At 36.7% G+C, this 25,214-nt stretch carries 20 protein-coding genes and 1 pseudogene; 16 read left to right on the forward strand and 5 right to left on the reverse strand.

Annotated features, from left to right (window positions below; genetic code table 11):
- Both M028_RS0104470 and M028_RS0104475 read right to left on the reverse strand, forming a co-directional pair.
- Positions 1-228 (reverse strand): annotated as a pseudogene (locus M028_RS0104470) (IS110 family transposase); the annotation flags it as partial.
- A 266-nt stretch (positions 229-494) separates the two neighbouring features.
- On the reverse strand, positions 495-1,256 hold the full coding sequence (locus M028_RS0104475; RefSeq protein WP_026572841.1) for a cell wall hydrolase: 762 nt from the start codon (positions 1,254-1,256) through the stop codon (positions 495-497).
- A 641-nt stretch (positions 1,257-1,897) separates the two neighbouring features.
- Between M028_RS0104475 and M028_RS29410 the strand changes: the two genes are divergently transcribed.
- The 6 genes from M028_RS29410 (at position 1,898) to M028_RS34025 (ending at position 9,485) form a co-directional block, all read left to right on the forward strand.
- Complete coding sequence (locus M028_RS29410; protein WP_051590929.1) at positions 1,898-3,310, forward strand: sigma-54 interaction domain-containing protein; 1,413 nt, start codon at positions 1,898-1,900, stop codon at positions 3,308-3,310.
- Positions 3,311-3,442: 132 nt separating this feature from the next.
- Positions 3,443-4,159 carry an acetoacetate decarboxylase family protein gene (locus M028_RS0104490; RefSeq protein ID WP_026572843.1) on the forward strand — a complete coding sequence of 239 codons (717 nt, stop codon included), beginning with the start codon at positions 3,443-3,445 and terminating at the stop codon, positions 4,157-4,159.
- A 122-nt stretch (positions 4,160-4,281) separates the two neighbouring features.
- Entirely contained in the window at positions 4,282-5,721 is a 1,440-nt protein-coding gene (locus M028_RS0104500) for a sodium/proline symporter (RefSeq protein ID WP_026572844.1), read from the forward strand.
- A gap of 886 nt (positions 5,722-6,607) precedes the next feature.
- The gene (locus M028_RS0104510) at positions 6,608-8,575 is read left to right on the forward strand and encodes an LTA synthase family protein (protein WP_026572845.1); all 1,968 of its coding nucleotides are present in this window, start codon (positions 6,608-6,610) and stop codon (positions 8,573-8,575) included.
- A gap of 342 nt (positions 8,576-8,917) precedes the next feature.
- Positions 8,918-9,145, forward strand: coding sequence for a hypothetical protein (locus M028_RS0104515; protein ID WP_026572846.1), 228 nt, complete (start codon positions 8,918-8,920; stop codon positions 9,143-9,145).
- Between the two features lie 259 nt (positions 9,146-9,404).
- On the forward strand, positions 9,405-9,485 hold the full coding sequence (locus tag M028_RS34025; RefSeq protein WP_442852775.1) for a putative holin-like toxin: 81 nt from the start codon (positions 9,405-9,407) through the stop codon (positions 9,483-9,485).
- 222 nt (positions 9,486-9,707) lie between these two features.
- Here M028_RS34025 and M028_RS0104525 read toward each other — a convergent pair whose 3' ends face one another.
- Positions 9,708-10,916, reverse strand: coding sequence for a multidrug efflux MFS transporter (locus M028_RS0104525; protein ID WP_026572847.1), 1,209 nt, complete (start codon positions 10,914-10,916; stop codon positions 9,708-9,710).
- 143 nt (positions 10,917-11,059) lie between these two features.
- On the opposite strand from M028_RS0104525, the gene M028_RS0104530 reads away from it, so the two are divergent.
- Positions 11,060-11,941, forward strand: coding sequence for a LysR family transcriptional regulator (locus tag M028_RS0104530; protein WP_026572848.1), 882 nt, complete (start codon positions 11,060-11,062; stop codon positions 11,939-11,941).
- Positions 11,942-12,320: 379 nt separating this feature from the next.
- The gene (locus M028_RS0104535; protein ID WP_026572849.1) at positions 12,321-14,444 is read left to right on the forward strand and encodes an ATP-dependent Clp protease ATP-binding subunit; all 2,124 of its coding nucleotides are present in this window, start codon (positions 12,321-12,323) and stop codon (positions 14,442-14,444) included.
- A gap of 151 nt (positions 14,445-14,595) precedes the next feature.
- Here the strand turns inward: M028_RS0104535 and M028_RS0104540 are convergent, their stop codons facing one another.
- The gene (locus tag M028_RS0104540; protein ID WP_026572850.1) at positions 14,596-15,342 is read right to left on the reverse strand and encodes a response regulator transcription factor; all 747 of its coding nucleotides are present in this window, start codon (positions 15,340-15,342) and stop codon (positions 14,596-14,598) included.
- Positions 15,317-17,095: a sensor histidine kinase gene (locus tag M028_RS0104545; protein ID WP_026572851.1), complete on the reverse strand. Its 1,779-nt coding sequence runs from the start codon at positions 17,093-17,095 to the stop codon at positions 15,317-15,319. The genes M028_RS0104540 and M028_RS0104545 overlap by 26 nt, the downstream gene beginning before the upstream one ends.
- 230 nt (positions 17,096-17,325) lie before the next feature.
- Between M028_RS0104545 and M028_RS0104550 the strand changes: the two genes are divergently transcribed.
- From M028_RS0104550 to M028_RS0104585, 8 genes are read left to right on the forward strand one after another with little or no spacing between them, the layout of a single operon-like run.
- Positions 17,326-18,681 (forward strand): ABC transporter substrate-binding protein, encoded by a 1,356-nt coding sequence (locus M028_RS0104550; RefSeq protein WP_026572852.1) that lies wholly within the window; start codon positions 17,326-17,328, stop codon positions 18,679-18,681.
- A gap of 54 nt (positions 18,682-18,735) precedes the next feature.
- The gene (locus M028_RS29415; protein ID WP_051590930.1) at positions 18,736-19,686 is read left to right on the forward strand and encodes a carbohydrate ABC transporter permease; all 951 of its coding nucleotides are present in this window, start codon (positions 18,736-18,738) and stop codon (positions 19,684-19,686) included.
- Positions 19,686-20,522, forward strand: a complete 837-nt coding sequence (locus M028_RS0104560) for a carbohydrate ABC transporter permease (RefSeq protein WP_051590931.1) — start codon at positions 19,686-19,688, stop codon at positions 20,520-20,522. Before M028_RS29415 ends, M028_RS0104560 begins: the two co-directional genes overlap by 1 nt.
- 52 nt (positions 20,523-20,574) lie before the next feature.
- Complete coding sequence (locus M028_RS0104565) at positions 20,575-20,931, forward strand: cupin domain-containing protein (RefSeq protein ID WP_026572854.1); 357 nt, start codon at positions 20,575-20,577, stop codon at positions 20,929-20,931.
- Positions 20,932-20,963: 32 nt separating this feature from the next.
- Positions 20,964-22,049 carry a Gfo/Idh/MocA family protein gene (locus tag M028_RS29420; protein ID WP_051590932.1) on the forward strand — a complete coding sequence of 362 codons (1,086 nt, stop codon included), beginning with the start codon at positions 20,964-20,966 and terminating at the stop codon, positions 22,047-22,049.
- Positions 22,050-22,063: 14 nt separating this feature from the next.
- Positions 22,064-22,978 carry a sugar phosphate isomerase/epimerase family protein gene (locus M028_RS0104575; RefSeq protein ID WP_026572855.1) on the forward strand — a complete coding sequence of 305 codons (915 nt, stop codon included), beginning with the start codon at positions 22,064-22,066 and terminating at the stop codon, positions 22,976-22,978.
- Positions 22,971-24,212: a Tm-1-like ATP-binding domain-containing protein gene (locus M028_RS0104580; protein ID WP_026572856.1), complete on the forward strand. Its 1,242-nt coding sequence runs from the start codon at positions 22,971-22,973 to the stop codon at positions 24,210-24,212. The genes M028_RS0104575 and M028_RS0104580 overlap by 8 nt, the downstream gene beginning before the upstream one ends.
- On the forward strand, positions 24,199-25,041 hold the full coding sequence (locus tag M028_RS0104585) for a phosphoenolpyruvate hydrolase family protein (protein ID WP_026572857.1): 843 nt from the start codon (positions 24,199-24,201) through the stop codon (positions 25,039-25,041). Before M028_RS0104580 ends, M028_RS0104585 begins: the two co-directional genes overlap by 14 nt.
- Positions 25,042-25,214 lie beyond the last annotated feature (173 nt).

Below are 25,214 nucleotides of genomic sequence, written 5' to 3' on the forward strand. Positions count from 1 at the left end.
CTCCAATTGAATAACCTTTTTAAGGTATTCAAAACCAGTCATAGACGCATCAAACTCAAATGGTTTCACTAAAATATCCCCATAGAACGTACCAATTAGGGCTTTTTGAGTGAATTTCGCTGCATCAATCGCCACCATCAACAAATTTTCAGTCCCTGTTTCTCGTACAAACTCTGCCCATCGACTTCCATTTTTACCTTGAATATGGTTAAATAATGAATATGCCATCGTTTTCAACTCCTTGGTGGGGGTAGTAAATTAGAAGTTCTGTGATAGGTACTTCCATTTTACAATGAAAACGGTGGCCTTTTTCTATTTATTTGACCTATTTACTATACTAGGCACCATGGATACCATTAACATGTAAACAAACAATAATCATATAAGCGGCGTTGCAATTAATTTACTAGTCTTTATTGATCGACAGACTGGTTAATTAATAAAGGCATGCCATTACTTTTGTCAGTTTAGCACACCTTTTTTTAATCTTCCTTCTATTTTGCAAATACGTGATCACCGATTGTCTCTACTGTTTTACGAGAACGAATCCAATTATCTGTGGCAATTTCCGGGTTATAGAAATAAAAAGAATCATCTAAAGTATCTTCTCTTTTTAGTGATTCTTCTACTGCCTTAATGGACTCTTTTGATGCTGAATTATTAATTGCGCCATTTTGAACAGGTGAAAAGGCATAGGCATGCCCGACTACTTGATTAATTACTTTTGTCACTGTATCTGGAAAATGAGGAGATTCCACTCGATTTAACACAACGGTTGCAACGGCTACTTTTCCTTGATAGGTCTCGCCTTTTGCCTCAGCTTCTACTAATCTGGCTAATAAGTCTTTTTCTTTATCTGAAATAGAAATTGCAGGTTTTGCAATCTCTTTAACTGGAACTTTCACTTCTGGGTCATTTGGTTGATCCGCTTTTTCTGCCTCTATTTTCAAATTATTAGTAGTCATAGCTTCTGAGTTTGATGGGTCTGCTAGTAATTTCTCTTCTTCGGCAGTTACATTTATCGCAGGTTTTGCTAATCGGATGGATACGCTCTGCGGTTGTAAGATTTCTTCAATAGAATTATTTTGTTTTACCACTTTATTCTTAATGGTTAAACTCTTTTGTATATCATGTATCGGAAGGCTGTGTTCATTTTGATTGAAAGTTTGGGTGATCGCCTCAGCCATATTATTGTGGACACTTAAGACAATTGTAGCTACACAAGCTACTACAATTGATTTAAAAGAATTCTTCATGCTGTGTGCTACCTCCTGTAAAATTCTTATGATATTACCCTAACACGGCATATACTTCATATACAGAACGATAGCATTACAATTCATTTTATTTAGATGAACAGCATTACAGTAAAAGAGGATTTATGACAATACTCCTCTAGAAATGTCATAAACTAGGAAAAAGTACGAAGTGGAGGAATAATTACCCATGATATTTGCTTAAAACCTATACACTTATGGGTACTGACAGGAAACTTTACCAAAGTGAGACTCCTGGTACATATGGCGGTCATAAAAAAACCAAAGTATACGGGCGAATGGATTGTCTTGCAGCTCTCCGCGCCATCGCTAAAGGCGGATATGTTAAAGAAAGAGTATTTTTTGCGGATGAGGAAACGGTTAATAAAGCAGGATTTAGACCCTTCGCCTCATGCCAGAGAGAGAAATATAAAATTTGGAAAACGTTGCAGGAAAAGGATTAAAACTAATTGGAAAATCTTCCTATTAGTTTTTTTTATGTGCTGAATTATACGAAATATTTAAAATAATCTATACTTGTAATTAGGATTTAGGGATGATGATTGTAGAATGTGCCTTCTGTTTAATTATAGATAAATAGATAAACAACAAAAGGGTGATAGAAATTGGAGCATTGGTTAATGAGCATTGTCGACATTTTAAAAGAAGGTGTGTTAGTGCTCGATCAAAATTTATCCTTTATTTATGCAAATAAAGCTGTAAAAACGATTGGCTTGGATCATGAAAAAATAATGGGACTTAATCTTTTTGAAGTTTTTCCAAACCTATCCTATGAAACTAGTGTATTTTGCCAAGTCATGAAAACGGGAAAACCCGTGATTGATCGGGAACAATCCTTTTTTACCTATCGCGGCGAAATGAAGACGACACTTACGTCTACTTATCCTCTATTTAATAATGGAAAGATAATCGGTGCGTTTGAAACATTTCAGGATATTTCGAATGTCCAAAATGTTACAGAACAACTTCATCAGCTTCAATTGAGACAGAAAAAAACGAATACCATAAAACCATACTCAAAAACATTTGCTGATCCTTTTGAAGATTTTATTGGCAATGATAAGACCATTCTGGATATCAAGTCAAAACTGTGTATCATCGCGAATAGCCCATCACCTATTTTTATTTATGGAGAAACGGGTACAGGAAAAGAAGTTCTTGTTCAATCGATCCATAAAGCATCCCATCATTCTATCATTCCTTTAGTCAGTCAGAATTGTGCTGCCATTCCAGAAAATCTTCTAGAATCTTATTTGTTTGGAACAACAAAAGGGAGTTATACAGGGGCGGAGGATCGTGAAGGGTTATTTGAGATTGCAGATGGCGGCATTCTATTTTTAGATGAAATTAATTCCCTGCCAAAAAATCTTCAAGCAAAACTACTACGTGTGCTTCAGGATCATAAAATAAGGAGAGTTGGCGGGACGAAGGAGATTTCCGTAAATGTTCGATTAATCGTCGCAACCAATACCCATCCGAAAAATCTTCTAATGAAGAACGAAATGAGGTCGGATTTGTATTATCGCCTAAATGTACTAAACATCGAGCTTCCTCCACTACGTGAACGAATGAATGATATTCCATTACTAGCGGAGTATTTTATTCTACATTATAATCAAATATTTGATAAGCAGATTACGGGTCTTACAGAAAAGGCTCTAGAAAAATTATTGAGCTACCCATGGCCTGGGAACATTAGAGAATTGAAGAATTGTATCGAAAGAATCATGAATCTAAAAACAAGTGGATGTATTGAAGAAAAGGATATTGATTTACAGGATCTTTATCAAATTTCAGGAACATTTCTAGATGCAACACATCCATTAATAGATGTTAATAACCATTTAAGCTTTAAAGAGATGATCGAAGAAACGGAGACGAAAATCATTAAACAGGAGCTTGCACGAACAGGTGGAAACATTTCACAGGCTTCTCGTAATCTAGACATTCCACAACAAACATTGAGCAATAAAATAAAAAAATATCATTTAGAGAATTATATCCTAAAAATCAAGTTACTCAAAAATGGGTAATTACCCGTTATACACATACTTTTTTGGGTGAATGGTAAAATGAGAACTCTCTGGACCTCTAATTATCTGACTTCTCAATATTGGCATATTTTTTGCAATATTATAAATAACAAATAAAGGAGGATGATGAAAATGTCCAAGTACGAATATACCATTTTACCAGAATACTCACCGTTATACCCAGCACTTCCTTATCATTATGAAGATTATCAAAAGGTTAGTGTGTATTGCCAAGGAGATATAGAAGCTTTACAAAGATTCCTTCCAAAAGAGTTTAAAGTAACATCGGATGTGTTTGAGGTTTTTGTTTTAACCAATATTAAAATTCAAGGGTTAGATTTATACAGTGAAGGCGGTATCGTAATTCCATGTTCCTTTAAAGATATCGAAGGAGCATGTGTTGCGTTTGAATATGTGGATACGGATGGCGCTCTTTGTGCAGGAAGGGAAATTTGGGGGTATCCTAAAAAATTAGCAGAGGTTCAATTTAAAAAGGATGAAACCTCCATTAGGGGTGTCATCACGAGAAAAGGAAAAAAAATTATCGATGTCACATTTGAAAAGGATCAGGGAAGTTTCTATGAACCACCTATTCTGTCACCTCGACTTCAAGTGAAACGTATGCCAAATCCAGAAGTGTATGGGACAGATACCAATTTCGTCATTAAAAATGTATTGCAGAATGCAGAAACGAAGAAAAAAGTATATGGTCAGGCAACAATAAACATCGAACCATCAGCTGAGGATCCATTGAGTGAGTTAGGGATAAAAAAAGTATTAGGCGCAATGTACATGGAAGGTGCCTTTACACTAACGTATGGAGAAATCGTTGAAAATCTAAATAAATAAAGGGGTGTGCCATATGGAAAATGCCTTTCTCATTTGGTTCTTATATGTGATTGTGCCCGTGTTGGGATTTGTTGCTACCTTCTTCCTTACAAAAACATTGAATAATAGGGGGGAGGAATAAAATGCTCATCGTTTTTGCCCTTTATTTAGTGGCTGTATTTGTTATTGGAGTAATGGCTGAGCGATACATTTCCAAAAGTGAAGAGGGCTTTTATTTAGGTGACAGAAATTTTGGTCCTTGGGCTACGGCAATCAGTGCGGGTGCAACCGATACAAGCGGATGGATTTTTATTGGTGCTGCAGGATACGCATATTCTGCAGGGGTCAGTACCATGTGGATGCTACCTGGGTTCATTATTGGCTATTTAATTAACTGGTTTGTCGTTGCGCCTAAATTAAGAAGGGAAGGAACTAAGCTTGGCGCATTAAGCCTACCCGATTATTTTAGTAAAAAGTTGAATGATAAAAAGAATGTAATAAAGATTATTTCTAGCATCGTTATTATAATATTTTTTGTCGCCTCGATGTCCTCTCAGCTGACAGCAGCCGGCAAAGCACTAGATGCTACCATTTCATTTGACTATAAACTCGGATTAATTCTTTCAGCTGCATTTGTCATTGGTTACTCCATTTTTGGCGGGTACAGATCTGTCGTATTTACCGATCTTACACAAGGAATTATTATGCTGGCCGTATTGATTATTTTTCCAGTTTACATGATCTTTTTTAAACTTGGAGGAGCTGCAACCTTTTTTAATACCCTTCATTCTATTGATCCCATCTTAACTTCTTCGCTAGGTGGTGCAACTGGTGCTGCGGCATTTGGTGTATTTGCCGGATTATTCTTTTTTGGATTTGGCGAGCCTGGTCAGCCCCATATTGTGCAAAGATTTTTAACAGCCAGGGATGATAAGACTATCACACAAGGTTCTTATATAGCCATGTTCTGGGTTATTGTTGTGATGACAGGGTCGAACCTGTTAGGGTTAATCGGAAGGATCATCTATCCAACCCTAAAAGATCCTGAGTATGTTTTTCCTAATTTATCCATTGATTTGTTACATCCTATTTTAACAGGTATTGTATTAGCTGCTATTTTTTCAGCCATCCAATCTACTTTTTCGTCACAGGTCATGGTGGCTACGCAATCATTTGCAAGCGATTTCTTAAAGGCAGTCGTGAAAAAACCTTTTACCGATAAACAAACGATGACCATTTCAAGGGTGACGATGGTTGTGTTAGGGCTTATTTCTACTGTTATTGCGCTTATGAACATCCAAACGGTGTTTCTTTTAGTCTTGTATTCTTGGGCAGGGCTGGGGGCGAGTTTTGGTCCTTTGTTAATTATGCTTCTCTATACAGATATGGTGACAAAAAAAGGAGCGATATGGGGGATCATTGTTGGTACTTTAGTGACGGTTATTTGGGTCAATACGCCTTGGGCCGCCTACTTGTATGAATTGATCCCAGCTACCGTTGCTTCTACGCTTACCATTTTCATAGTAAGTAAGTATACAAGAAAAGAAAAGGTATCATTGGAACCAACTATACCAATTAAATAATAAATAGGGGGGCTTTCAATTATGCGTTCCAGTGCTTATAATGTGCCGGTACATGCGCCATTATTTCCGGATCCGTTTGTCCCGTACCAGTGTAAAGATTAGAAAGCTAGTGCCTGACCCCCAGTGCATTAACGCTTTAACTCGCTGGGGGCCAGGCACTTAAATTCATCCGAATGAGCCCATTCGGATGCCTTTTCTTTGAGATTTGTTCATAAGAGCAGATCTTAGAACTATTCGACCTATTTTTTAAGTCATAGCATGGCTTTTTAAGTCCAGTTTGTTTAAATAGGAAGGAGTGCGGTTGATAGATATCTAGTAAAGTATTCAATCCGGAGATTTAAAAAGATTTAGTTGCAGGTTCTTCCAGTGCTTTATTTTATAAATTAAAAAAGAGGTAGATGCAACATATCTTATGTTGGTTTTACCTCTTTTTATTATTTTTCGGCCGGATTATTATCAATCGCAATGGGTCATCGTTCAAGAGGCTTTAAATCATAATAGCCAAGTATATTTTTTTGTTCTATATTGGCCAATGATAAAACATATGAATATAAAAAAATAGTTTTGGATGCGGAAACCTCTGAAAACGAATATCAGAAGGTAGTCGGAAAATTTCCAAACAAACGTATTAATCCAAATTGGAAGTAACGTACCTACATCGGGAGTCAGGTACTATTTTTTTGGGGGAAGTTCAAAATAATTTTCATATTTTGTTCACAACTTGTTCATATCATGGGGTTAAAATAAAAACATGAAAAGTACTTTTTCATGTTGACCCCCTATTTAATATATTTTTGTTTATCCGGCTCCTAGCTGGATAATTTTTTTTGTAATTAGGTACGAGTATGGTAAAAATAGTATTGATCGATTGGAGAGGAGTTTTAAAATGGGAAAGGCCGGACTACTTAAAAGATTCGAAAAGAGTCATATTATCTTTTTTGCTATAGCAGTAGTGTTATTTTGGATCAAGACCTATGCAGCCTATCAAATAGAATTTAAATTAGGCATAGATAATAATCTACAAAAGTTTTTGTTAGCTATTAATCCAATTAGTTCTGGATTATTCTTTATTGGATTAGGTTTACTTTCTAAAAAGCATACCAAAAAGATCATGATTACCGTCAATTTTGTATTGTCATTTCTTTTATATGCGAATATTGTTTATTATCGATTTTTCAATGACTTTATAACAGTCCCTGTCATTATGCAAGCGAAAACGAATGCTGGACAGTTGGGCGATAGCGCCAATTCCTTAATGTCCCCATTTGATATTTTTTATTTCACAGATACCCTTATTCTAATTGTTCTTGCTCTAACGATCTTTAAAAAAGCGATTGCGAAAAATCGTAAATCCTATAAAATTGTATTTTTATTTGCTGTCACTGTTTTTCTTTTTAACCTTGGATTAGCCGAAAAGGACCGTCCGCAATTATTAACACGTTCCTTTGATCGAAACTACCTTGTTAAATATTTAGGGGCATATAATTTTACCATTTTGGATGTCATTCAAAATATCAAAACTTCTAGTCAACGGGCACTCGCTAGCAGCAGTGATATCACCACTGTAGAAAATTATCGAAAAGCCCATTATACGGCACCAAATCCAACTTACTTTGGTAAAGCAAAAGGGATGAACGTTATTTACGTTTCCTTAGAATCATTTCAAAACTTTATGATTGATTATAAAATGCCAAATGGACAAGAAGTGACGCCATTTTTAAATTCATTGGCTCATGATGGCAACACCTTCTATTTTGATAATTTCTATCATCAAACGGGACAAGGTAAAACATCAGATGCTGAATTCTTGATGGAAAATTCACTCTATCCGTTAAATCAAGGGGCCGTTTTTATCAATAAAGCACAAAATACGTATCAAGCGACTCCTGCCATTTTAGGTCAAAAAGGCTATACTTCTGCAGTCTTTCATGGAAACTATAAAACTTTCTGGAATCGGAATGTAATGTATCGAGCATTAGGCTATGATCAATTTTTCGACGCAGAATACTATAATATGTCTCCTGAAAATATTAAGAACTACGGGATGAAAGATAAGCCCTATTTCCAAGAGTCCATGTCCATGCTTGAGGGTTTAAAACAACCTTTTTATACCAAATTTATTACGTTATCCAACCATTTCCCATTTGAAATGGACAAACAAGATACAAATTTTCCTGCCGGAGACTTTGGTGACTCAGTAGTAAACAATTACTTCCAGTCAGCACATTATATGGATGAAGCTCTTAAACAGTTTTTCGATGCTTTAAAAAAGGATGGACTATATGATAAAACGGTCATTGTCCTTTATGGAGATCACTATGGTCTATCCGAAAACCACAATAAGGCAATGGCAAAAGTTCTTGGCGTTCCAAAAATTACGCCAACCATTAATGCCAAATTGCAGGAAGTACCATTATATATACATGTTCCAGGTGTAAAAGGTGGGGTTCAGCACCAATTCGGCGGTGAAGTAGATGTTCGTCCAACCCTTCTACATTTATTAGGTGTGGATACAAAAGATTACATTGAGTTCGGTTCCGATTTATTATCTAAAAATCATCGCAACTGGGCATTGTTTAGAAATGGTGATTATGTATCGCCACAAGTAACGGAAGTAAGCGGGAAATTCTATAACCCTGTCACGGGTGAATTATTACCAAATCAAAGTGCCTATAAATCCATTAATGATAAGATCTCAACAGAACTTCAAATGTCCGATGCAGTGGTCAATAAAGATTTATTACGGTTCTATACCCCAAAGGGATTTAAACCGATTGATCCTAATAATTATCAATATCTAGGTCCTAATGGAAATACGAAACAGCCTAAGGTTCAAACAACAGGGGCTCAATAGAACATTTGTTCTATTCGAGTTATTCGCCGACTTATATTCCGTATCTCTTGGAAAATAAGTCGGCTTTTTTCTTAATCGTTCCCACTTTACCATTCCTTCTAATACCTACATAAATTCTCCGTTAAGAGTTTTTTGCTCTTGCTTTTTTTATTTTTTTCTACCATTTTGCAAAATCTTACGATATACCGGCATCACCTAGAATGACAAACCGACCACGAATGGGAAACGGTTCTATCGATTTATTTTTTTAACGCTGTTTTTGTAAATATTGCTGCTGAATTATAATAAAATATAATTGACTTCAATTAACTTACAATAAAATCCAATTAAGGGGGTATTTGAATGCTAAAGAAAACTTTTTGGATTCCAACCATTGTATTTATCGTTACAACGTCTGTATTATACTTTTGCGGTCATTTATATAATATTGAATCACTAAGTTGGTTCAATTTTGAGGAAATCTCAAATGGGGGATTTACTATTGGTGGTTCATTGAATCCAATTATTTTTGGTTTTGTTGTTGGATTTATTGCGGAATGGATATATAAAAGTAGGAAAAAAAATGCATGACTTAGTATAGCATTAGGTATAAGAACATCTAAACATATCACGGTTGTATCATTTGAATTAAGAACAGCACTAAACAAAAGTTGCTTTACATTATATTCATAAGCAACTTTTGTTGGTCCATATATCGGAACCAGTATTAATTCTACAAAAGGGAACATTTGTTCTATTTTTAGTTAAAATATGATAAACTATAAATGCAATAGAATTGGATTTTACAAGGGTGGCCGGCTCACTCCCAATAGAAAGGGGGTGATGCTGAATGACAGTTTATGAAACATTAATGATTGCGATTGCTTTTGCTAGTTTAATCGTAGCCATACTGTCATTTAAACAAAAATAATCCACCCTTGAGTTTTTAGAGGCTCGGGTGGATTATCACTCAACAATAGCCGACCCCATTAAGGGAACCTTCTATTGCTAGACCGGACATGTTACCGCATGTCTGGTCTTTTTTAATTTATTCGTATTTTAATTTATTATAACCGAATTCTTACTTCACCTTCAACTTTCGAATCATTTTTTATCCTAGAAATTGTGAAACAAGCAATTCTCAGTGTGTTTCTTAATGACTATGTGACATGCTCCTTCTTCTAATACCTATATGATTAATACTGTAAACCCATAATGCATTTAGCAATAATAAAGCACTTGTAGTGAAGAACACATAATGAATCCCGAAGAATGCTGCCATTTGCCCGCCTAATACAGATCCTCCGAGAGTACCAATATACTGTGCAGATTGATTATACCCGAAAATACGACCAACAATTTCGTCTGGCGCACTTTTTCGGACAAGGTTGTTAATGGATGGCAATAATCCAGCTGTCGCAAGTCCAAGACAGAAGCGCAGTCCCATGAGTTCCCATGGTGTTTTCACAAATGCTTGTGGAATAAAGATAATTCCTGCAGCAATAAGTGCTCCAATCAATATTTTTCTTGAACCGATACGGTCAGCAAGCTTACCTAATCGTGGAGCAGCGATTATATTGGCTAAACCGGCAGCCGCCACCACCATTCCCGCAATCATAGATAAATGGGTTGCATGTGGTGACAATTCTTTCACATAAACAGTAATTAATGGCTGAATGGACATATTGGCAATTTGCAAAATAAATGTGCTAGCAAACAATGAAATTAGCAATCTCGTATCAGGAACTAGCTTCCAAACTTGGCTAAAGGCTAAAGGTGTTTTATGAACAGGTGTAAATTCTTCTTTTATCAAAAATAAAACAGCAAAAAAGGCGATTAACAATAACACGCTTGTTACGACAAAACAGCTCCGAATTCCAGAGAATTCTGCAATAAATCCCCCCATTAAAGGACCTAGAAGTCCGCCGCTAACGGAGCCTGTTGAAAGTGTACCGAGTGCCCAGCCTGAATTTTTCTTTGGTGTTTGTGTTGCCACTAATGTAACCGATGCTGAAATGTAACCGGAAACAGCCCCCATTAACATCCGTAATGCGAGTAATTGATAAACGTTTTGTACAAATGCCATCACAAAAACGACAATGGCCATTCCAAGGCTCGCACGGAGTAACATTAGTTTTCTGCCCTTTTTATCTGCCAGTCTTCCCCAAATAGGCGAAACAATGGCTGAGATTAAAAAAGTGGAACCAAAAATCAATCCAGACCATTTTTCAATATCTGAAGTTGCGTGTACTCCTAGCTGATCGATATATAAAGGCAGCATAGGGGCTATTTGACTCATCCCCGCGGCCGTCACAAATGAACCGAACCAACAAACAAATAAATTTCTTTTCCAATTCTCCATATAAACACCTTTCTTATTATTTGGAATTTATTTCGACTTCCAAAGTAATTTATATCCTTAATCATACTCCATATAATTGATAATGACTAATATATGTATTACTATTTACTTATAGGTTGAGAGCTATCAATAGAGGTGGACAAATGGATTTCTTACAATTAAGGTATTTTCAAACCGTTGCCGAATTTGAACATATAACTAGGGCTGCCAAAGAGCTTAAAATTGCACAGCCGTCACTAAGTCAAACCATTTCTCGTTTAGAGGAAGAGCTGGGTGTTTCCCTTTTTGATCGAGAGGGAAGGAATATTAAACTAAATCAATTTGGGGAAATTTTTTTAAAAGGAGTAGATAAGGCTTTTTCTGAATTGGAATTTGCCAAGCTTGAGATGGCGGAACTCGCAGGAGAGAGCAAGAATCAAATTTCACTGTCTGTCATGCATACCCCATTATTACCGAATATTATTAGTCAATTTCGTAAAGCATATCCATCCGCCAATTTTCAAGTAAGTATGCATTCTCCCTTACGACTTGCGGAACAATTGGAAAAAGGAGAAATCGATTTATGTGTTACTTACTTTCCGATTGAAAAAGAAGGAATCAGCTGGATTAATCTTATGGAGGATGAAGTATTTATCATAGTCCCGGATACCCATCATTTGGCTGGGAGAGATAGCATACAGTTAAAGGAAGTGGCAGATGAACAATTTATTCACAGAGAGCCGACGAATCCCTTCAGAATGCTAACAGATGGTTTTTGTGAAAAAGCAGGATTCACACCGAAAATCGCCTTTGAACTCGAAGAACCGGGATCCATTCATAACTTTGTAGAAGAAGGATTGGGGGTATCCTTTTTAACTGAGCATACCCTTCGCTATTCACACTATGAAAAAATTGTTCCATTGCACATTGAACAGCCTGTCTGTACAAGAACAATAGGAATGGCATGGAAAACGGAGCGGTATACTTCAAAGGTCGTTCGGGAATTCCGGGAATTTATGATTGGGTATTTTAAGGAATTAAGCTAAATGAAGCATGAGTGCTTGTATAGAAACGATGGAGTTCTTGGCTATCTGAAGGAAATGTACCCTATAGAGTGGTAGGGTACATTTTAGATTCGGTTAGAGTTTTCTTTATAGCTCCTTTTTTTCTCTTAAATATCAAAATATACATAAATATATATAAGTGTTCATCACAATACATCAATCTTATGTTTTCAACAGTATAGTGGAGTAAACGTTTACAAGGTTGGGTATATACCCAACCATTACCTGTAGAAACGTTAAAAGAAGTACAATATAATAGAAAGAAACTTAATAAAAAATTCACCGGGCCTACTAGTAAAAGTGGCTCCTTTTTCATCTATTCATAGTCAAAAATGGTCAATGTCAAAGGGAGGTTGGAAATATGATTTGTCAAAACTGTCAAACATCGCCAGCGAGTTATCAGTTAAACTTCTCATTTAATCAGGGTCAAAGCCAAATTAGTTTGTGTGCAGATTGCTATGATATCGCAAAACAAAAATTGGAAAACGGCTCCATTAAACTTGACAACCAAATTTTCAATCTGTTGGATACAGATGGCAGCCAGCCTGAGCAAAACAAAAATGTCCAAGTAACCAAGACAAAGAAACGAAAAAAAAATAGCTTTCTTGATCAACATGGACGGAACTTGACGAATGAAGCAAAAGAAGGGCGAATTGATGGCGTGATCGGTAGGGATCAAGAAATTGAACGTATCCTTCAAATATTAAACCGTCGTACAAAAAATAATCCGGTCTTAATCGGTGAGGCTGGTGTCGGGAAAACAGCAATCGTTGAAGGTCTTGCCCTTCAAATCGTCAAAGGCAAAGTACCGGCGAAACTAAAAACGAAAGAAGTATATTTGCTGGACATCAGTTCACTTGTAGCAGGTACAGCCTACAGAGGACAATTTGAAGAAAAAATGAAAAAACTTGTTGCTGAATTACAACGACGTGAAAACGTCATCTTGTTCATTGATGAACTGCACATGATGGTTGGTGCTGGAGGTACCTCTGACGGTTCAATGGATGCAGGGAATATATTAAAACCAGCGTTAGCGCGCGGTGATATTCAAATTGTTGGCGCAACAACGATTAAAGAGTATCGCATGATTGAAATAGATCCTGCACTTGAGCGTCGTTTCCAATCGGTGATTGTGAAAGAACCGTCTTTGAATGAGGCGTTTGAAATTTTAAAAGGAATTAGGCCGGCATATGAAAAGTATCACGATGTAACGTATTCGGATGAAGTCCTAAAAGCATGTGTGACACTATCAAAACGCTATATTCAAGATCGCTTCTTACCAGATAAGGCCATCGATTTAATGGATGAGGCCGGTGCAATGCTAAACCTTGCTCAAGGAGAGCTAGATATTAACTATTTAAAACAGCGCTTAAAAGAAATTATTGAAGAAAAACAACAAGCAACGGAATTAGAGCACTACGAAAAAGCCGCGATTCTTCGTGATGAAGAGAGAGAAATGAAACAAATATTATCTGAATACTCAGATAATATAACGAAAGATATTACCGTAGAAATGGTCCAAGAGATTATTGAAAAAAGTACTGGAATCCCTGTACAAAAGCTACAAAAAGCAGAGCAACAAAAAATGAAGGACTTGAAAGAAAAGCTAGCAAGTAAAATTATTGGTCAGGATAAAGCTATTGAAAAAGTAGCCAATGCAATCTTAAGGGCAAGTGTTGGATTAAAACCGAAAACACGTCCAACCGCTTCATTTTTATTCTTAGGTCCAACAGGTACAGGTAAAACCGAGTTAACGAAAACTCTTGCAGCCGAATTATTCGGCAGTAAAGATGCGATGATTCGCTTAGATATGAGTGAATATATGGAAAAACATTCTGTCTCTAAGCTCATTGGTTCACCTCCTGGCTATGTCGGACATGAGGAAGCAGGTCAATTAACGGAACAAGTTCGCCGAAACCCTTATTCCATCATTCTATTGGATGAAATCGAAAAAGCACACCCAGATGTGATGAATGTGTTTCTTCAAATCATGGAAGATGGCAGGTTAACAGATAGCCAAGGAAGAGTTGTAAGCTTTACGGAAACAATTATTATCATGACTTCAAACGCAGGTGTAGGAATCAAAACTTTTGCGCCAATTGGTTTTGGCGGCGATGAACAGCAAGGAGCGGAATCAAATATTGTCGATAAAATCGGAAATCACTTTAAACTTGAATTCTTAAACCGTATTGATTCGATTATTGAGTTTAACCATTTACAAAAAGAGAACCTTGTGGAAATTATCGAGATTATGATGACCGAACTTAAAGAAACATTAGAAGACCAAGGGATTTCCATTGAAATCGATAAAGAAGCAAAAGTAAAGATTGCCGAATTAGGATATAGCAATGTGTTTGGTGCTCGTCCACTTCGACGCGTCATTCAAGAGCAACTTGAAGATAAAATCACTTCTTTAATTATTAATAGCGAAAACGTAACTGCGATCACTGTATCAGTAGAAAATAATAAAATTAACGTAGCATAAGGATAGATGATCTTCATCTATCCTTTTAGCTTGTAGGGAAACAATGTTGGAACAAAAAACGATTCCTATAAAGAGGATTGCAAACCAGCTCATACTTTAATTAAAGAAATGAACGTTTGTTTGGATTTACCTGATAAATCTGCTGAAACTCTCAAGAAGTAAAAATCTGATTCCGATATTCTTTAGGTGTTAAGCCATATGTTTTCTGAAACATTTTCGTGAAATATTTAGGGTCAGTATATCCCACTTGCTGGCTGATTTGATAATATTTAAGGTTCGGATTTTTCAACAGGTGACAAGCTTTTTCCATTCTTACTCGGGTAAGAAATTGATTGAAGGATTCGTTCGTTGTAGCTTTGAAAATTTGCCCGAAGTAATGCTCTGTTAGGTGAACGCGCTTCGCAACATCTTTTAAAGAAATCGGATTCATATAGTTTGCGTTTATGTGGGATTTGGCACTCAATACTAATCTTTCATGATAGGAAGCAGATTTTTCCTCATTCGAAGGAGAATCTTGACTTGGAATTTCTGTTTCCTTTTGAATCTTATCAATCACACCAAATAGTTCATCTGTATCGATTGGTTTTAAAATGTAACCTCTTGCATTATATTTCAGTGCATTATGAGCATAGGTAAATTCCTCATAACCACTCATAATAATAACCTGAATTCTAGGTGAATTTTCATAGATATGTTTGGTTAATTCAAGGCCGTCCATATTTGGCATTCGAATATCGGTTAAGATCATGTCTATTTTTTCGTTTTCCATCCAGTACAATGCTTCGGTTCCATTTTCTGCTGTTCCAATCACGTCAATATTCCGCTCATTCCATTCATCCATGGCCATTAAACTGCTAGAGATCAGCCAATCATCATCCACAATTAACATTTTTCTCATAATCTGTATTCACCTCTTTAGGGATTTTAACCTTAATGGTTGTACCTTTGTTGATTTTGCTTTCGATACTGATTCCATAGTTACTACCGTAATGGGATTGAATCCTGGTTTGAACATTGTATAAGCCAATTTTCTTTTTATACTTGGATAAATCCTCTGAATTATTTTTTAGGCGTTCCTGAATTTGCTGGAGATGGACAGGTTCTATGCCTTTTCCATTATCTGAAACAGTGAAGATGATATTCCCATCCACCTCTTTACCCTCAATAATTAGATTCCCAGAGGATCTTAAAGGGTCAATTCCGTGGATGATGGCATTCTCCACAATCGGTTGAAGAATCAGTTTTACTGTAAGACAGAATTTTATTTCATCATTCATTACTATTGAATAATCAAGGGGATAGCGCATTCTGATTTTTTGAATTTCTAAATAACTTTCGAGGTACATAACTTCTTGATGTATGGGGATTTTCTCTTCAAAAGAGCTGATACTTAAACGTAATAATCTTCCTAAAAGAACTATTAAATGACTAATTTCGTGTTCCTTCTTCATTCGTGCTAGTGAGTTTATCGATTCCAGTGTGTTATAAAGGAAATGGGGATTAATCTGCAGTTGAAGTGCGGTGATTTCTGCAGCTTTTTTTAATTTCTCTTCCTCAGCCACTGATTGGACTAACCTATTAATCTGGACAATCATTTCATTAAATCCTTGTCCGAGTTCACCAATTTCGTCCTTCGATTTAACGATAAATTTTTGATTAAGGTTACCGTTTTTAACCTTGGACATCACTCTTTGCAATATCTTAATCGGTTTGGATATTCTATGGGAGATGAACATAGCTGATAATAAACAAACGATTACACTTGTAATGATGATCATCCATACGATCCATTTCACTTGTGTGACTGGCTTATAAAAATCATTTGCTTCGAAATATTCTGCTACATACCACTTCGTTGTAGGATTATATTGTTTAAAAAGCAGATAGCTCTTATGGTCTTTGGTATGGATAGTTGACCCATTTTTTTGTTTTTGTACGGAGTCAAAGGAGATATGAGCTAAGCGTGCCGGTGCTAAGACAAAGCCTTGATTGTTATATATAAATGTTCCGGATGAAGTTTCGGAATCTAGTTCATTATTTAATATGTATTCGAGTAATTCAGGTTTAAAATCAATCACCATATAGCCGTAACTTCTTAGATTACGATCCCAAACCTTTTGAACATAGGAATATACCTTTTGATTTTTATCTAGATTGGAATAGCTTCTGGTGTGTAGATTCGTAATAAGAGGGTTCAGGTTATTTTTTTCTACATCTTTTAACCAGGGAAGTTTATTAAAATAGTCTTTTGTAAAATTCATATTAAGGGAATAACCGTAATTGTAAACAAAACCGTTATTACTAATAATGGTTATACCAACTGTTTCCGGGCGGATCGTTTGAATACTTTCCATCAGAGCATCAAGTCTTAAGTAGAACTGTGGATGCAGAGTAGGATCTTGGTTTGCTAGAAATTGTGAAAATACTGCGCTGTTCTTTATTCCAGATTGCATTCTTTCTAAATCAAATAAAAAAGTATTAAGCGCTTTCATTTTCTGACTTAAAATATAATTTGCATGATACTGCAAATTTTCATAGAGGCTTTGTGAATATTTTTTAAATGTAACCCATCCAACTAAAGAAAGTGGAATAACTGAGATGAGTATAAAGGAAATAATGAGTTTAAAGAAGATGGAGTTTAAAAACCTCATTTGGTCAAATTTTCCTCCCTTTTAATAGATTATTTTAGTTTTTTTGCTAGCCACTAAATGTCCCTTTTTTCCTACGATTTATCCCGTTGTTTAATTATTTAAAAAATTTATAATTATCAATAAGTTCAAGTTTACTATTTTTAGAATAACGAAGGGAGGAAAAAAAGTAAAATCCTTTTTATGTAAAATACTGAAAAATCAGTTAGTAGATGTTTGGGGAGGGTCAAAAGGTGAAAAATTACAGGAATTTTTTTACTTTAGTGCTAACAGTTGTTTTAGTGGTAACCCTGATCGTTGGTTGTCAGTCTCCTACAGCTAGTAATAACGCAAATAATTCAGGTAAACAGGATGAAAGTAATAGCGCAAAAGCCGAGAAGGGCAAAACGCTAGATCTTTATATTCCGAATTACTTTAACGATGTTGAAAAACAGCAATGGGCAGATGTTGTTAACAAATTTAAAGAACTGAACCCTGGTATTAACGTCAATATTGCTACCGGTGATGTACAAGTGGAATCTGGAAAACTGCCAACTCTTTTGCAGTCTGGAGTAAATCCGCCTGATGCGATTCTCATGAATGCAGGCCCCGGCAGGGTTTCTGTTTTATCAGATGTAAATTTAATTCAACCTTTAAATAAAATGTATGAAAGAAACGATTGGAAAGATAAACTGCGTCCATTTGCTTATAACCTTATCTCTGGTGAAAAAAATATTTATGAATTACCCCATATGATTGATGCCATTGGTATTTTCTATAACAAAGATATCTTCCAGAAAAACGGGCTAGAAGTCCCAAAAACAAAAGACGAATTCTTGAAAACACTTCAAAAATTAAAAGATACCGGAATCTCACCAATTACAGTAGGGGCACGTAATGGATACGCAATTGGATGGTTGTTTGGGGTTATGTTGGAATCTGTGGCTGGTACTGAAAAAGTAGAAAATCTATTATATGGAAACGGAAAGTGGAATGATCCAGAAATTGTGAAAGTAGCAGAAATGATGAACGATTGGGTGAAAAAGGGGTATATTGCTAAAGAATCTGTAACGCAAACACAAGCTGACTCGAAGTTTAGATTTTTAGGTAAAAAAGCAGCGATGGAGGCAGAAGGGACCTATTTAATTACGGACCTTGCGGCTCAAAGTTTACAAAAAAGCGTCAATATGTTTATGATGCCCTCCTTTATTGACGGAAAGACGGCTAAACCAGTTGGTGGAATTGGGTTAACCTGGGTGGTTCCGACAAAAGCGAAAGATGTTGATTTAGCTGAGAAATGGTTCAATTTTATCGTTTCAAAGGATTATAGCGATATTGTTTTACACAAGCCTGATTATAATTTTGTCCCAGCTTCAAAAGCTTCAGAAGGAATTGAACCAGTTGGCGATGTTTTAAAAACATCAATGAAAGAAATTGCGGATGGTTCTGGCTACAATCCAAGTGTATTTATTGGGGTGGAAGCAAAAGAAGCCTATTATCAAAATTTACAGGGTCTGGTTGGTGGCTTGATATCACCTAAGGAAGCTATGAATAATATTGAAGCAGCTGCAGAGAAGGATCGTGCTGCGGGATTCAAATTAAACAAGTAATTGAATATGAGGGGTTTAAAACTTTGAACCCCTCATGTAAAGGAGGGGTAAACATTGAATTTATCTGATTCTGCATCCTCTTTAAAGATTGATCAAAAGAATAGTCCCGCCATTATGAAGGGAAAAAGAAAAGTGAAGATCAAAAAGATCATTATGATTCTTTCCTTTCTATCACCAGCGCTCATTTTATACGCCATTTTTATTCTCTATCCGATGATCAATGCAATCAAACTAAGTTTTTTTGATTGGGATGGAGCAGCACCATCGATGAATTTCGTTGGTTTCGAAAACTATATAAAACTTACCGGTGACAAAATATTTTTAAAGGCACTGGGACACAATTTGTTATGGGTAGTCCTTAGTTTAATCCTAATGGTTATCCCAACCTTAATATTGGCTGTTTTAATTAGCCGGTTAAAAAAGGGAAAGACGTTCTTCCGGGCAGGCTTTTACCTGCCAAGTGTTCTATCTTTAGCCGTTGTTGGGATTTTATGGTCGAAAATTTATGACCCGAATATGGGACCCATCAACGTATTTTTAAGATCGATAGGCTTAGAAAATGCTGCGAAGAATTGGCTGGGTGAACCTCTCTTTGTTATTCCAGCATTAGTGGTCGCCAGTACTTGGGCCTTCTACGGTCTCTATTTGATTCTATTTCTAGCAGGTTTACAAAATATTAATCATGAACTATATGAGGCGGCCGACTTGGATGGAGCAGGTCCAATCAGAAAATTTTGGAGTATAACAATTCCAAGTTTACGGAATACCCTAAACGTTGTCATTAGTATGGTTATTATAAATGCGCTAAAGGGCTTTGCATTAATTTGGATTATGACCCAGGGTGGACCATTCTATATGAGTGAACTTGTTTCAACCTATGTCTATAAGGCGGCCTTTAGTATGAATAAGGTTAGCTATGCAACGGCGGGAAGTGTGGTATTGGGAATCATCGTAATCCTATTTACGGTTGCTTTTAACTATTACCGGGAAAGGAGTGAAAATTAGTGGAGTCTATTTTTAAAAGATGGAAGTCTTCACAAGTTGCCCTATGGGCGGTACTGCTCATTCTTCTCCTTTTTATTACGGCACCTATCTTTTATGCGATCATTGCAAGTTTTAAGACTAATATGGAAATTTTTGGTAGCCCTTTTTCGCTGCCAAAGTCGTGGGATTTTGATAATTATATCAATGCCTGGAATCTGGGGAACTTTAAAGTTTACTTCTTAAACAGTGCTTTTATTACGATAGGCGGGATGTTGATTGTTGCGTTGGTTGCCTGCCCTGCAGGATATGCCTTTGCCCAATTAAACTTTAAAGGAAATAACTTCATTTTCTATTTGGTGCTATTAGGGATGTCACTACCTGTACAGGCGATCATCATCCCCATCTTCTTTCAATTAAAATCGATGGGCTTAGTGAATACCTTGACAGGGGTTACTTTAGTTTCATCTGGGTTGGCGCTGCCGTTTTCCATATTCCTGATGAGAAATACTTTTCGGGATATTCCAAAGGAGCTTAAAGAATCCGCCGCCATTGATGGTGCCGGTGAATGGCGAACCTTTTGGTCTGTTATTCTGCCATTAGCCAAGCCCGGTTTAGTAGCCCTGCTGATTTTCACTTTTATGAACATCTGGAATGACTTTTTACTTCCATTAGTTTTATTGATTTCCCAAAACAAATTTACGATTTCTCTAGGATTATATTCTTTCCAGGGGGAACAGACTACAAATTTTGGATTAATCTTTGGCGGCACTGTGATTAGTATGATTCCAAGCATTATTATTTATATCATTTTCCAACGGTCATTTGTGGAAGGGATGACCGATGGGGCCAATAAGTAACTATACTTCTACGTATTTTTGAAAAATAACAAAGGAATGGAGAGATTTTTAAATGGCAACTATTACGGATTTGAATGCTGAAAAACACTTATTACCAATGGATTGGGGCGGAATTCAATGGCTCTGTGGCCAGGATATTGATCCAGAATGTGAAATGACATTTGGAATGGTATATATAAACGCCGGGGAAGCCAATGATCGTCACGTCCATCCAAATTGCGAAGAATTAATCTTTGTGTTATCCGGAGAGTGTGATCATACACTTGGGGATGAAACCTATCATCTTAAACCTGGAATGATGTTGCGTATCCCGAGAAATGTACCACATAATGCGACTGTTACTAGCTGGGAACCTTGTAGAATGATCATCGCCTATTCAGCACCAGACCGTCAGACAATCGGTGAATAATAGTTTAATAAAGGATGAAGAGGGGAGAAACAATGGAACCAATTAAATTTAATTACGAGTATTCCAATAAGATTAGGGTGGGATTTATTGGGTGCGGAGCTCATGCATTTCGAAATGTTTACCCAACGTTTGATTATGCACCAGTTGAATTAGTTGCTGTTTGTGATTTAAACCAAGAGCGAGCTGAAATTTATAAAAAAAGATTTGGAGCAGAAAAAGCTTATACAGATTATAAAGAAATGTTGAAAAAAGAGGATTTGGATGCTGTTTTTGTTGTCTTAAATTTTGATCAAAATGGTCATCCCCTGTATCCGAAAATTGTTCCAGATATTTTGAAGGCAGGGCTGCCTGCATGGATCGAAAAGCCAGTTTCCTATACTGCGAGAGAAGCAGAAGAATTAATCGAGTTGGAAGAAAAAACAGGTCAGTTTGTCCTTGTTTCAAATAAACGTTATTTTTATCCAACGTTTGTCAAAGCCAAAAAGATTCTTGAGAGTGAGCTATTTGGAGAGCCGGTCTCCATTTCAGGGAGATACCCGCTTACTTTGTCTCCATTTCAAGAGGAGCTTGGCGAACGAACTGGTTTACATTGGTTTTTAGATATTTGTCACCCAATGTCCGGCATTCATTATCTTATGGGTGAAGTAAAGGAAATGCTTTTCATTGAGCACCAACCGAGTGGGAACGTTCAGACACTTCTCTCATTTAAGTCAGGTGCAGTTGGAAATCTGGAGTTACCTTCCACTCAAGCAGATACGAGCCCTCTTGAAAGATATGAAGTGATAGGAAATAAGCAGAATGTCGTGATCGATAACGGAATGAGGCTGTCCTACTATAAGGGATCAAAAGGCAGTGGAGAATATGGGAAGGCCCCGTCCTATATTGGTGATGATCCGACGGATGGTCCAGTGCATTGGGAGCCGGAGTTTTCTTTAGGGCAAATTTATAATAAAAACCTTTTTCTGCAGGGAATGGTTCAAAGCGTCAATCACTTTTCCAATGCAGTATTAAAAGGCCGGAAAATTGAACGGGCCACATTGAAGGATTCCTTACATTTAACCAAAATCTTTGAGGCATACAAAAATAATCGCTCTGGAAAATGGATCACAATTGAATAACGGGAGGGTAAAAAATGAATTTGAGTATTTTTACGGATATGTTAGGCAGTGAGTCATTTGAAGAGGCACTTCAACATGCTAAGGATTTGGGGTTTGTCAACATTGATTTAAGAGGAAAGTTAGACGGTTCCACAATCGATAATATTCCCTTAGATAAAGCTAGAAAACTAAGTTTACAAATCGAAAATGAAAATCTAAAGGTTAGCTGTTTAAGTTCTTGGGCAGTCAACCCATGTACTTTCTCCGGGGAACCAACCTATCAGAACGATGATGAAAATCATCATAAACAAATGAGTACCGTTTTGAATCGATTATTTGATTTAGCTGATATTTTTAATACAACGTATATAAGAATTTATTCTTTATATCGCCAAGAGGATTTCAATCTCTTATCGGATGATGAAAAGCAAAGACAGTATAAACATAATGCAGAAGTTTTACTAAGACATGCAGAACATGCAAAAAATCGAGGAAAAATTTTATTGGTTGAAAATGAACCCCCTACCTTAACGAGTAATTGTGAAGAATTAGGAATTCTGATGAAATACACCAATCATCCTCATTTGAAAATTAATTGGGATATCGTCAATGGCTGGCGGGCAGGGGAATATCCAACCTTGGAAAAATATGAACTTATTAAAGGGTCTATCAATCAAACCCATTTAAAAGGAGCTTCACGCTTATCAAATTCAATCACAAAAGAAAACCCATATGGCTTGTTTGGTAATTTTGCTATTGCAGGCAAAGATGACTTTGATCATGAATCTATTATGAAGGCGCTCGCAGAATATGACCCACAGGCAATTTTAACGATTGATACCCATTATCCGTCCTTTTACCAGCAAGATAAACTCGGTGAGGTAGAAGTTGTTCGCCGTACCAAAGAATATTTCGAGATGGTTCTAAAAAAGGAGGGAGCTCATGAGTAAGAAAGTTGTTTTAGTTGGTTCTCTTGATACGAAGGAAAAAGAATTTTTATATGTGAAAGAGATTATTGAAGAATCGGGCCATGAAACCTTACTAATCAACACAGGTGTTTATGAGTCTTCTACTGTTGCTGACATTCTTAATAAGGAGGTTGCATTAGCTGGAGGTTCTTCAATTGAAGAACTAAGGAATAAAAATGATCGAGGATTTGCGGTTGCAGTTATGACAAAGGGAGCAAATGCAATTGTAAAGAAATTAGTAGATGAAGACCGTGTTTCAGGTGTTTTTGGAATGGGAGGAACGGCTGGAACAACTGTTGGAGCAGCTGCCATGAAAAATGTACCGGTTGGAATTCCAAAACTAATTGTTTCCACTGTTGCTTCAGGAAACACCAGGCCATATGTTGGTGAAAAAGATATTATGATGTTGTATTCGATTGTGGATATTGCAGGAATTAATAGTTTATCTGCTCGGATCCTACGGAATGCAGCAAATGCCCTCAGTGGGATGGTAAAAGGAAATTCCATTACTGCTGTGAATGAAGAAAAGCCAATGATAGGGGCTACCATGTTTGGAGTTACCACACCATGTGTGAACCAGACGAGAGAAATTTTAGAAAAGAATGGTTTTGACGTTCTTGTCTTTCATGCTACCGGCGCAGGTGGGGATGCGATGGAAAATTTAATAAACGATGGATTTATTCAGGGTGTGGTGGATATTACTACTACTGAGTTGGCCGATGGACTTGTTGGCGGAATTTTTTCTTCAAGTGAACAGCGTTTAGAAGTAGCTGGTGCTATGGGAATTCCTCAAGTTGTTTCAGTAGGCGCCCTTGATATGGTGAATTTCGGTCCTCCTGAAACAGTACCGGAAAAATTTAAAGATCGGAAATTCTATCAACATAATCCCACCACTACTCTTATGAGGACAACAGTGGAAGAAAACTATATATTAGGTGGAATACTAGCACGGAAATTAAGTAAGAGTCATTCATCAACAGTTGTTATCTTTCCAAAGGGCGGGGTGTCATTATTAGACAGGGCTGGTCAGCCATTTGATGGCATGGAAGAAAGGGAAGCTTTGTATACTGGTATTAAAGAGAACTTAGCACCACATATTACCTTATTAGAAGTGGAAGAGGATATCAATGATCCTCGTGTTTCTAGTTTAATAGCTAATCAATTATTGGATTTATTAAAAACAAAAATAGGTGGTGTCAAAAATGCGAATCTCTAGAGAGGAAGTATTATCTCGTTTAAATAAACAAATTGAAAACAATCAAGTCATTATCGGCGGGGGTGCAGGAACAGGTTTATCGGCAAAAAGTGCAGAAATGGGCGGAATTGATCTTATTATCATCTATAATTCAGGCCGCTATCGGATGGCTGGCCGTGGTTCGCTAGCAGGCTTAATGCCATATGGTGACGCCAACCAGATTGTGGTAGAAATGGGGCATGAAGTATTACCTGTTGTGAAAAATACTCCTGTTTTGGCGGGGGTTTGCGGCACAGATCCATTTAGAGACATGGATTACTTTTTAAAACAATTGAAGGAATTAGGATTTTCCGGTGTGCAAAACTTCCCAACCGTAGGATTATGTGATGGGCAGTTCCGCCAGAACTTAGAGGAAACCGGCATGGGCTATGATCTGGAAGTGGAAATGATTAAAAAGGCGCATGCTCTGGGATTAGTGACTTCCCCATACGTTTTTAATGAAGAGGATGCTGTGAAAATGGCAGAGGCAGGTGCTGATATATTAGTAGCCCATGTTGGTTTAACAACTAAAGGGGCCATTGGTGCGAAAACTGCTATTGATATTGATGGTGCCGTCGATTTAGTGCAGCGGATTCATGATGCTGGTAAGAGAGTGAATACAAATATTATTGTTTTGTGCCATGGTGGTCCTATCTCAGAACCAGAGGATGCTGAATATGTTTTAAGTAAAACCAATGGTGTTTCAGGATTTTTTGGAGCCTCCAGCATTGAACGTCTTCCGACTGAATTGGCTATTTCGGGGCAGGTTAAGAAGTTTAAGGAGATTAATAAGAATAAAATCTATTCATAAAAAAGAAGGCGGCAGGGTTACCTGTCGCTTTCTTTTTTAATAATTCAATTTAAAAAGCAAGAAAAGAGATTGGAGGAGACCTTTTTTATAAAATAACTTAAGAAAGAAAAGACCTCTTCAACTTGTAGGAAACTAAAATTCATAGAAGAAATATTGGACAGATGATTGCGTCA

The sequence above is a fragment of the Bacillus sp. UNC438CL73TsuS30 genome (assembly GCF_000482325.1).
GTDB lineage: Bacteria > Bacillota > Bacilli > Bacillales > Cytobacillaceae > Neobacillus.

Bases quoted from the DNA above. Each gene is read 5' to 3' on its own strand.
- M028_RS0104525 (WP_026572847.1), bottom strand. From the start codon at position 10,916: ATGGAGAATTGGAAAAGAAATTTATTTGTTTGTTGGTTCGGTTCATTT.
- M028_RS0104535 (WP_026572849.1), top strand. From the start codon at position 12,321: ATGATTTGTCAAAACTGTCAAACATCGCCAGCGAGTTATCAGTTAAAC.
- M028_RS0104585 (WP_026572857.1), top strand. From the start codon at position 24,199: ATGCGAATCTCTAGAGAGGAAGTATTATCTCGTTTAAATAAACAAATT.
- M028_RS29410 (WP_051590929.1), top strand. From the start codon at position 1,898: ATGAGCATTGTCGACATTTTAAAAGAAGGTGTGTTAGTGCTCGATCAA.
- M028_RS0104580 (WP_026572856.1), top strand. From the start codon at position 22,971: ATGAGTAAGAAAGTTGTTTTAGTTGGTTCTCTTGATACGAAGGAAAAA.
- M028_RS0104475 (WP_026572841.1), bottom strand. From the start codon at position 1,256: ATGAAGAATTCTTTTAAATCAATTGTAGTAGCTTGTGTAGCTACAATT.
- M028_RS0104545 (WP_026572851.1), bottom strand. From the start codon at position 17,095: ATGAGGTTTTTAAACTCCATCTTCTTTAAACTCATTATTTCCTTTATA.
- M028_RS0104530 (WP_026572848.1), top strand. From the start codon at position 11,060: ATGGATTTCTTACAATTAAGGTATTTTCAAACCGTTGCCGAATTTGAA.
- M028_RS0104515 (WP_026572846.1), top strand. From the start codon at position 8,918: ATGCTAAAGAAAACTTTTTGGATTCCAACCATTGTATTTATCGTTACA.
- M028_RS29420 (WP_051590932.1), top strand. From the start codon at position 20,964: ATGGAACCAATTAAATTTAATTACGAGTATTCCAATAAGATTAGGGTG.
- M028_RS0104540 (WP_026572850.1), bottom strand. From the start codon at position 15,342: ATGAGAAAAATGTTAATTGTGGATGATGATTGGCTGATCTCTAGCAGT.
- M028_RS34025 (WP_442852775.1), top strand. From the start codon at position 9,405: ATGACAGTTTATGAAACATTAATGATTGCGATTGCTTTTGCTAGTTTA.
- M028_RS0104575 (WP_026572855.1), top strand. From the start codon at position 22,064: ATGAATTTGAGTATTTTTACGGATATGTTAGGCAGTGAGTCATTTGAA.
- M028_RS0104565 (WP_026572854.1), top strand. From the start codon at position 20,575: ATGGCAACTATTACGGATTTGAATGCTGAAAAACACTTATTACCAATG.
- M028_RS0104490 (WP_026572843.1), top strand. From the start codon at position 3,443: ATGTCCAAGTACGAATATACCATTTTACCAGAATACTCACCGTTATAC.
- M028_RS0104510 (WP_026572845.1), top strand. From the start codon at position 6,608: ATGGGAAAGGCCGGACTACTTAAAAGATTCGAAAAGAGTCATATTATC.
- M028_RS0104500 (WP_026572844.1), top strand. From the start codon at position 4,282: ATGCTCATCGTTTTTGCCCTTTATTTAGTGGCTGTATTTGTTATTGGA.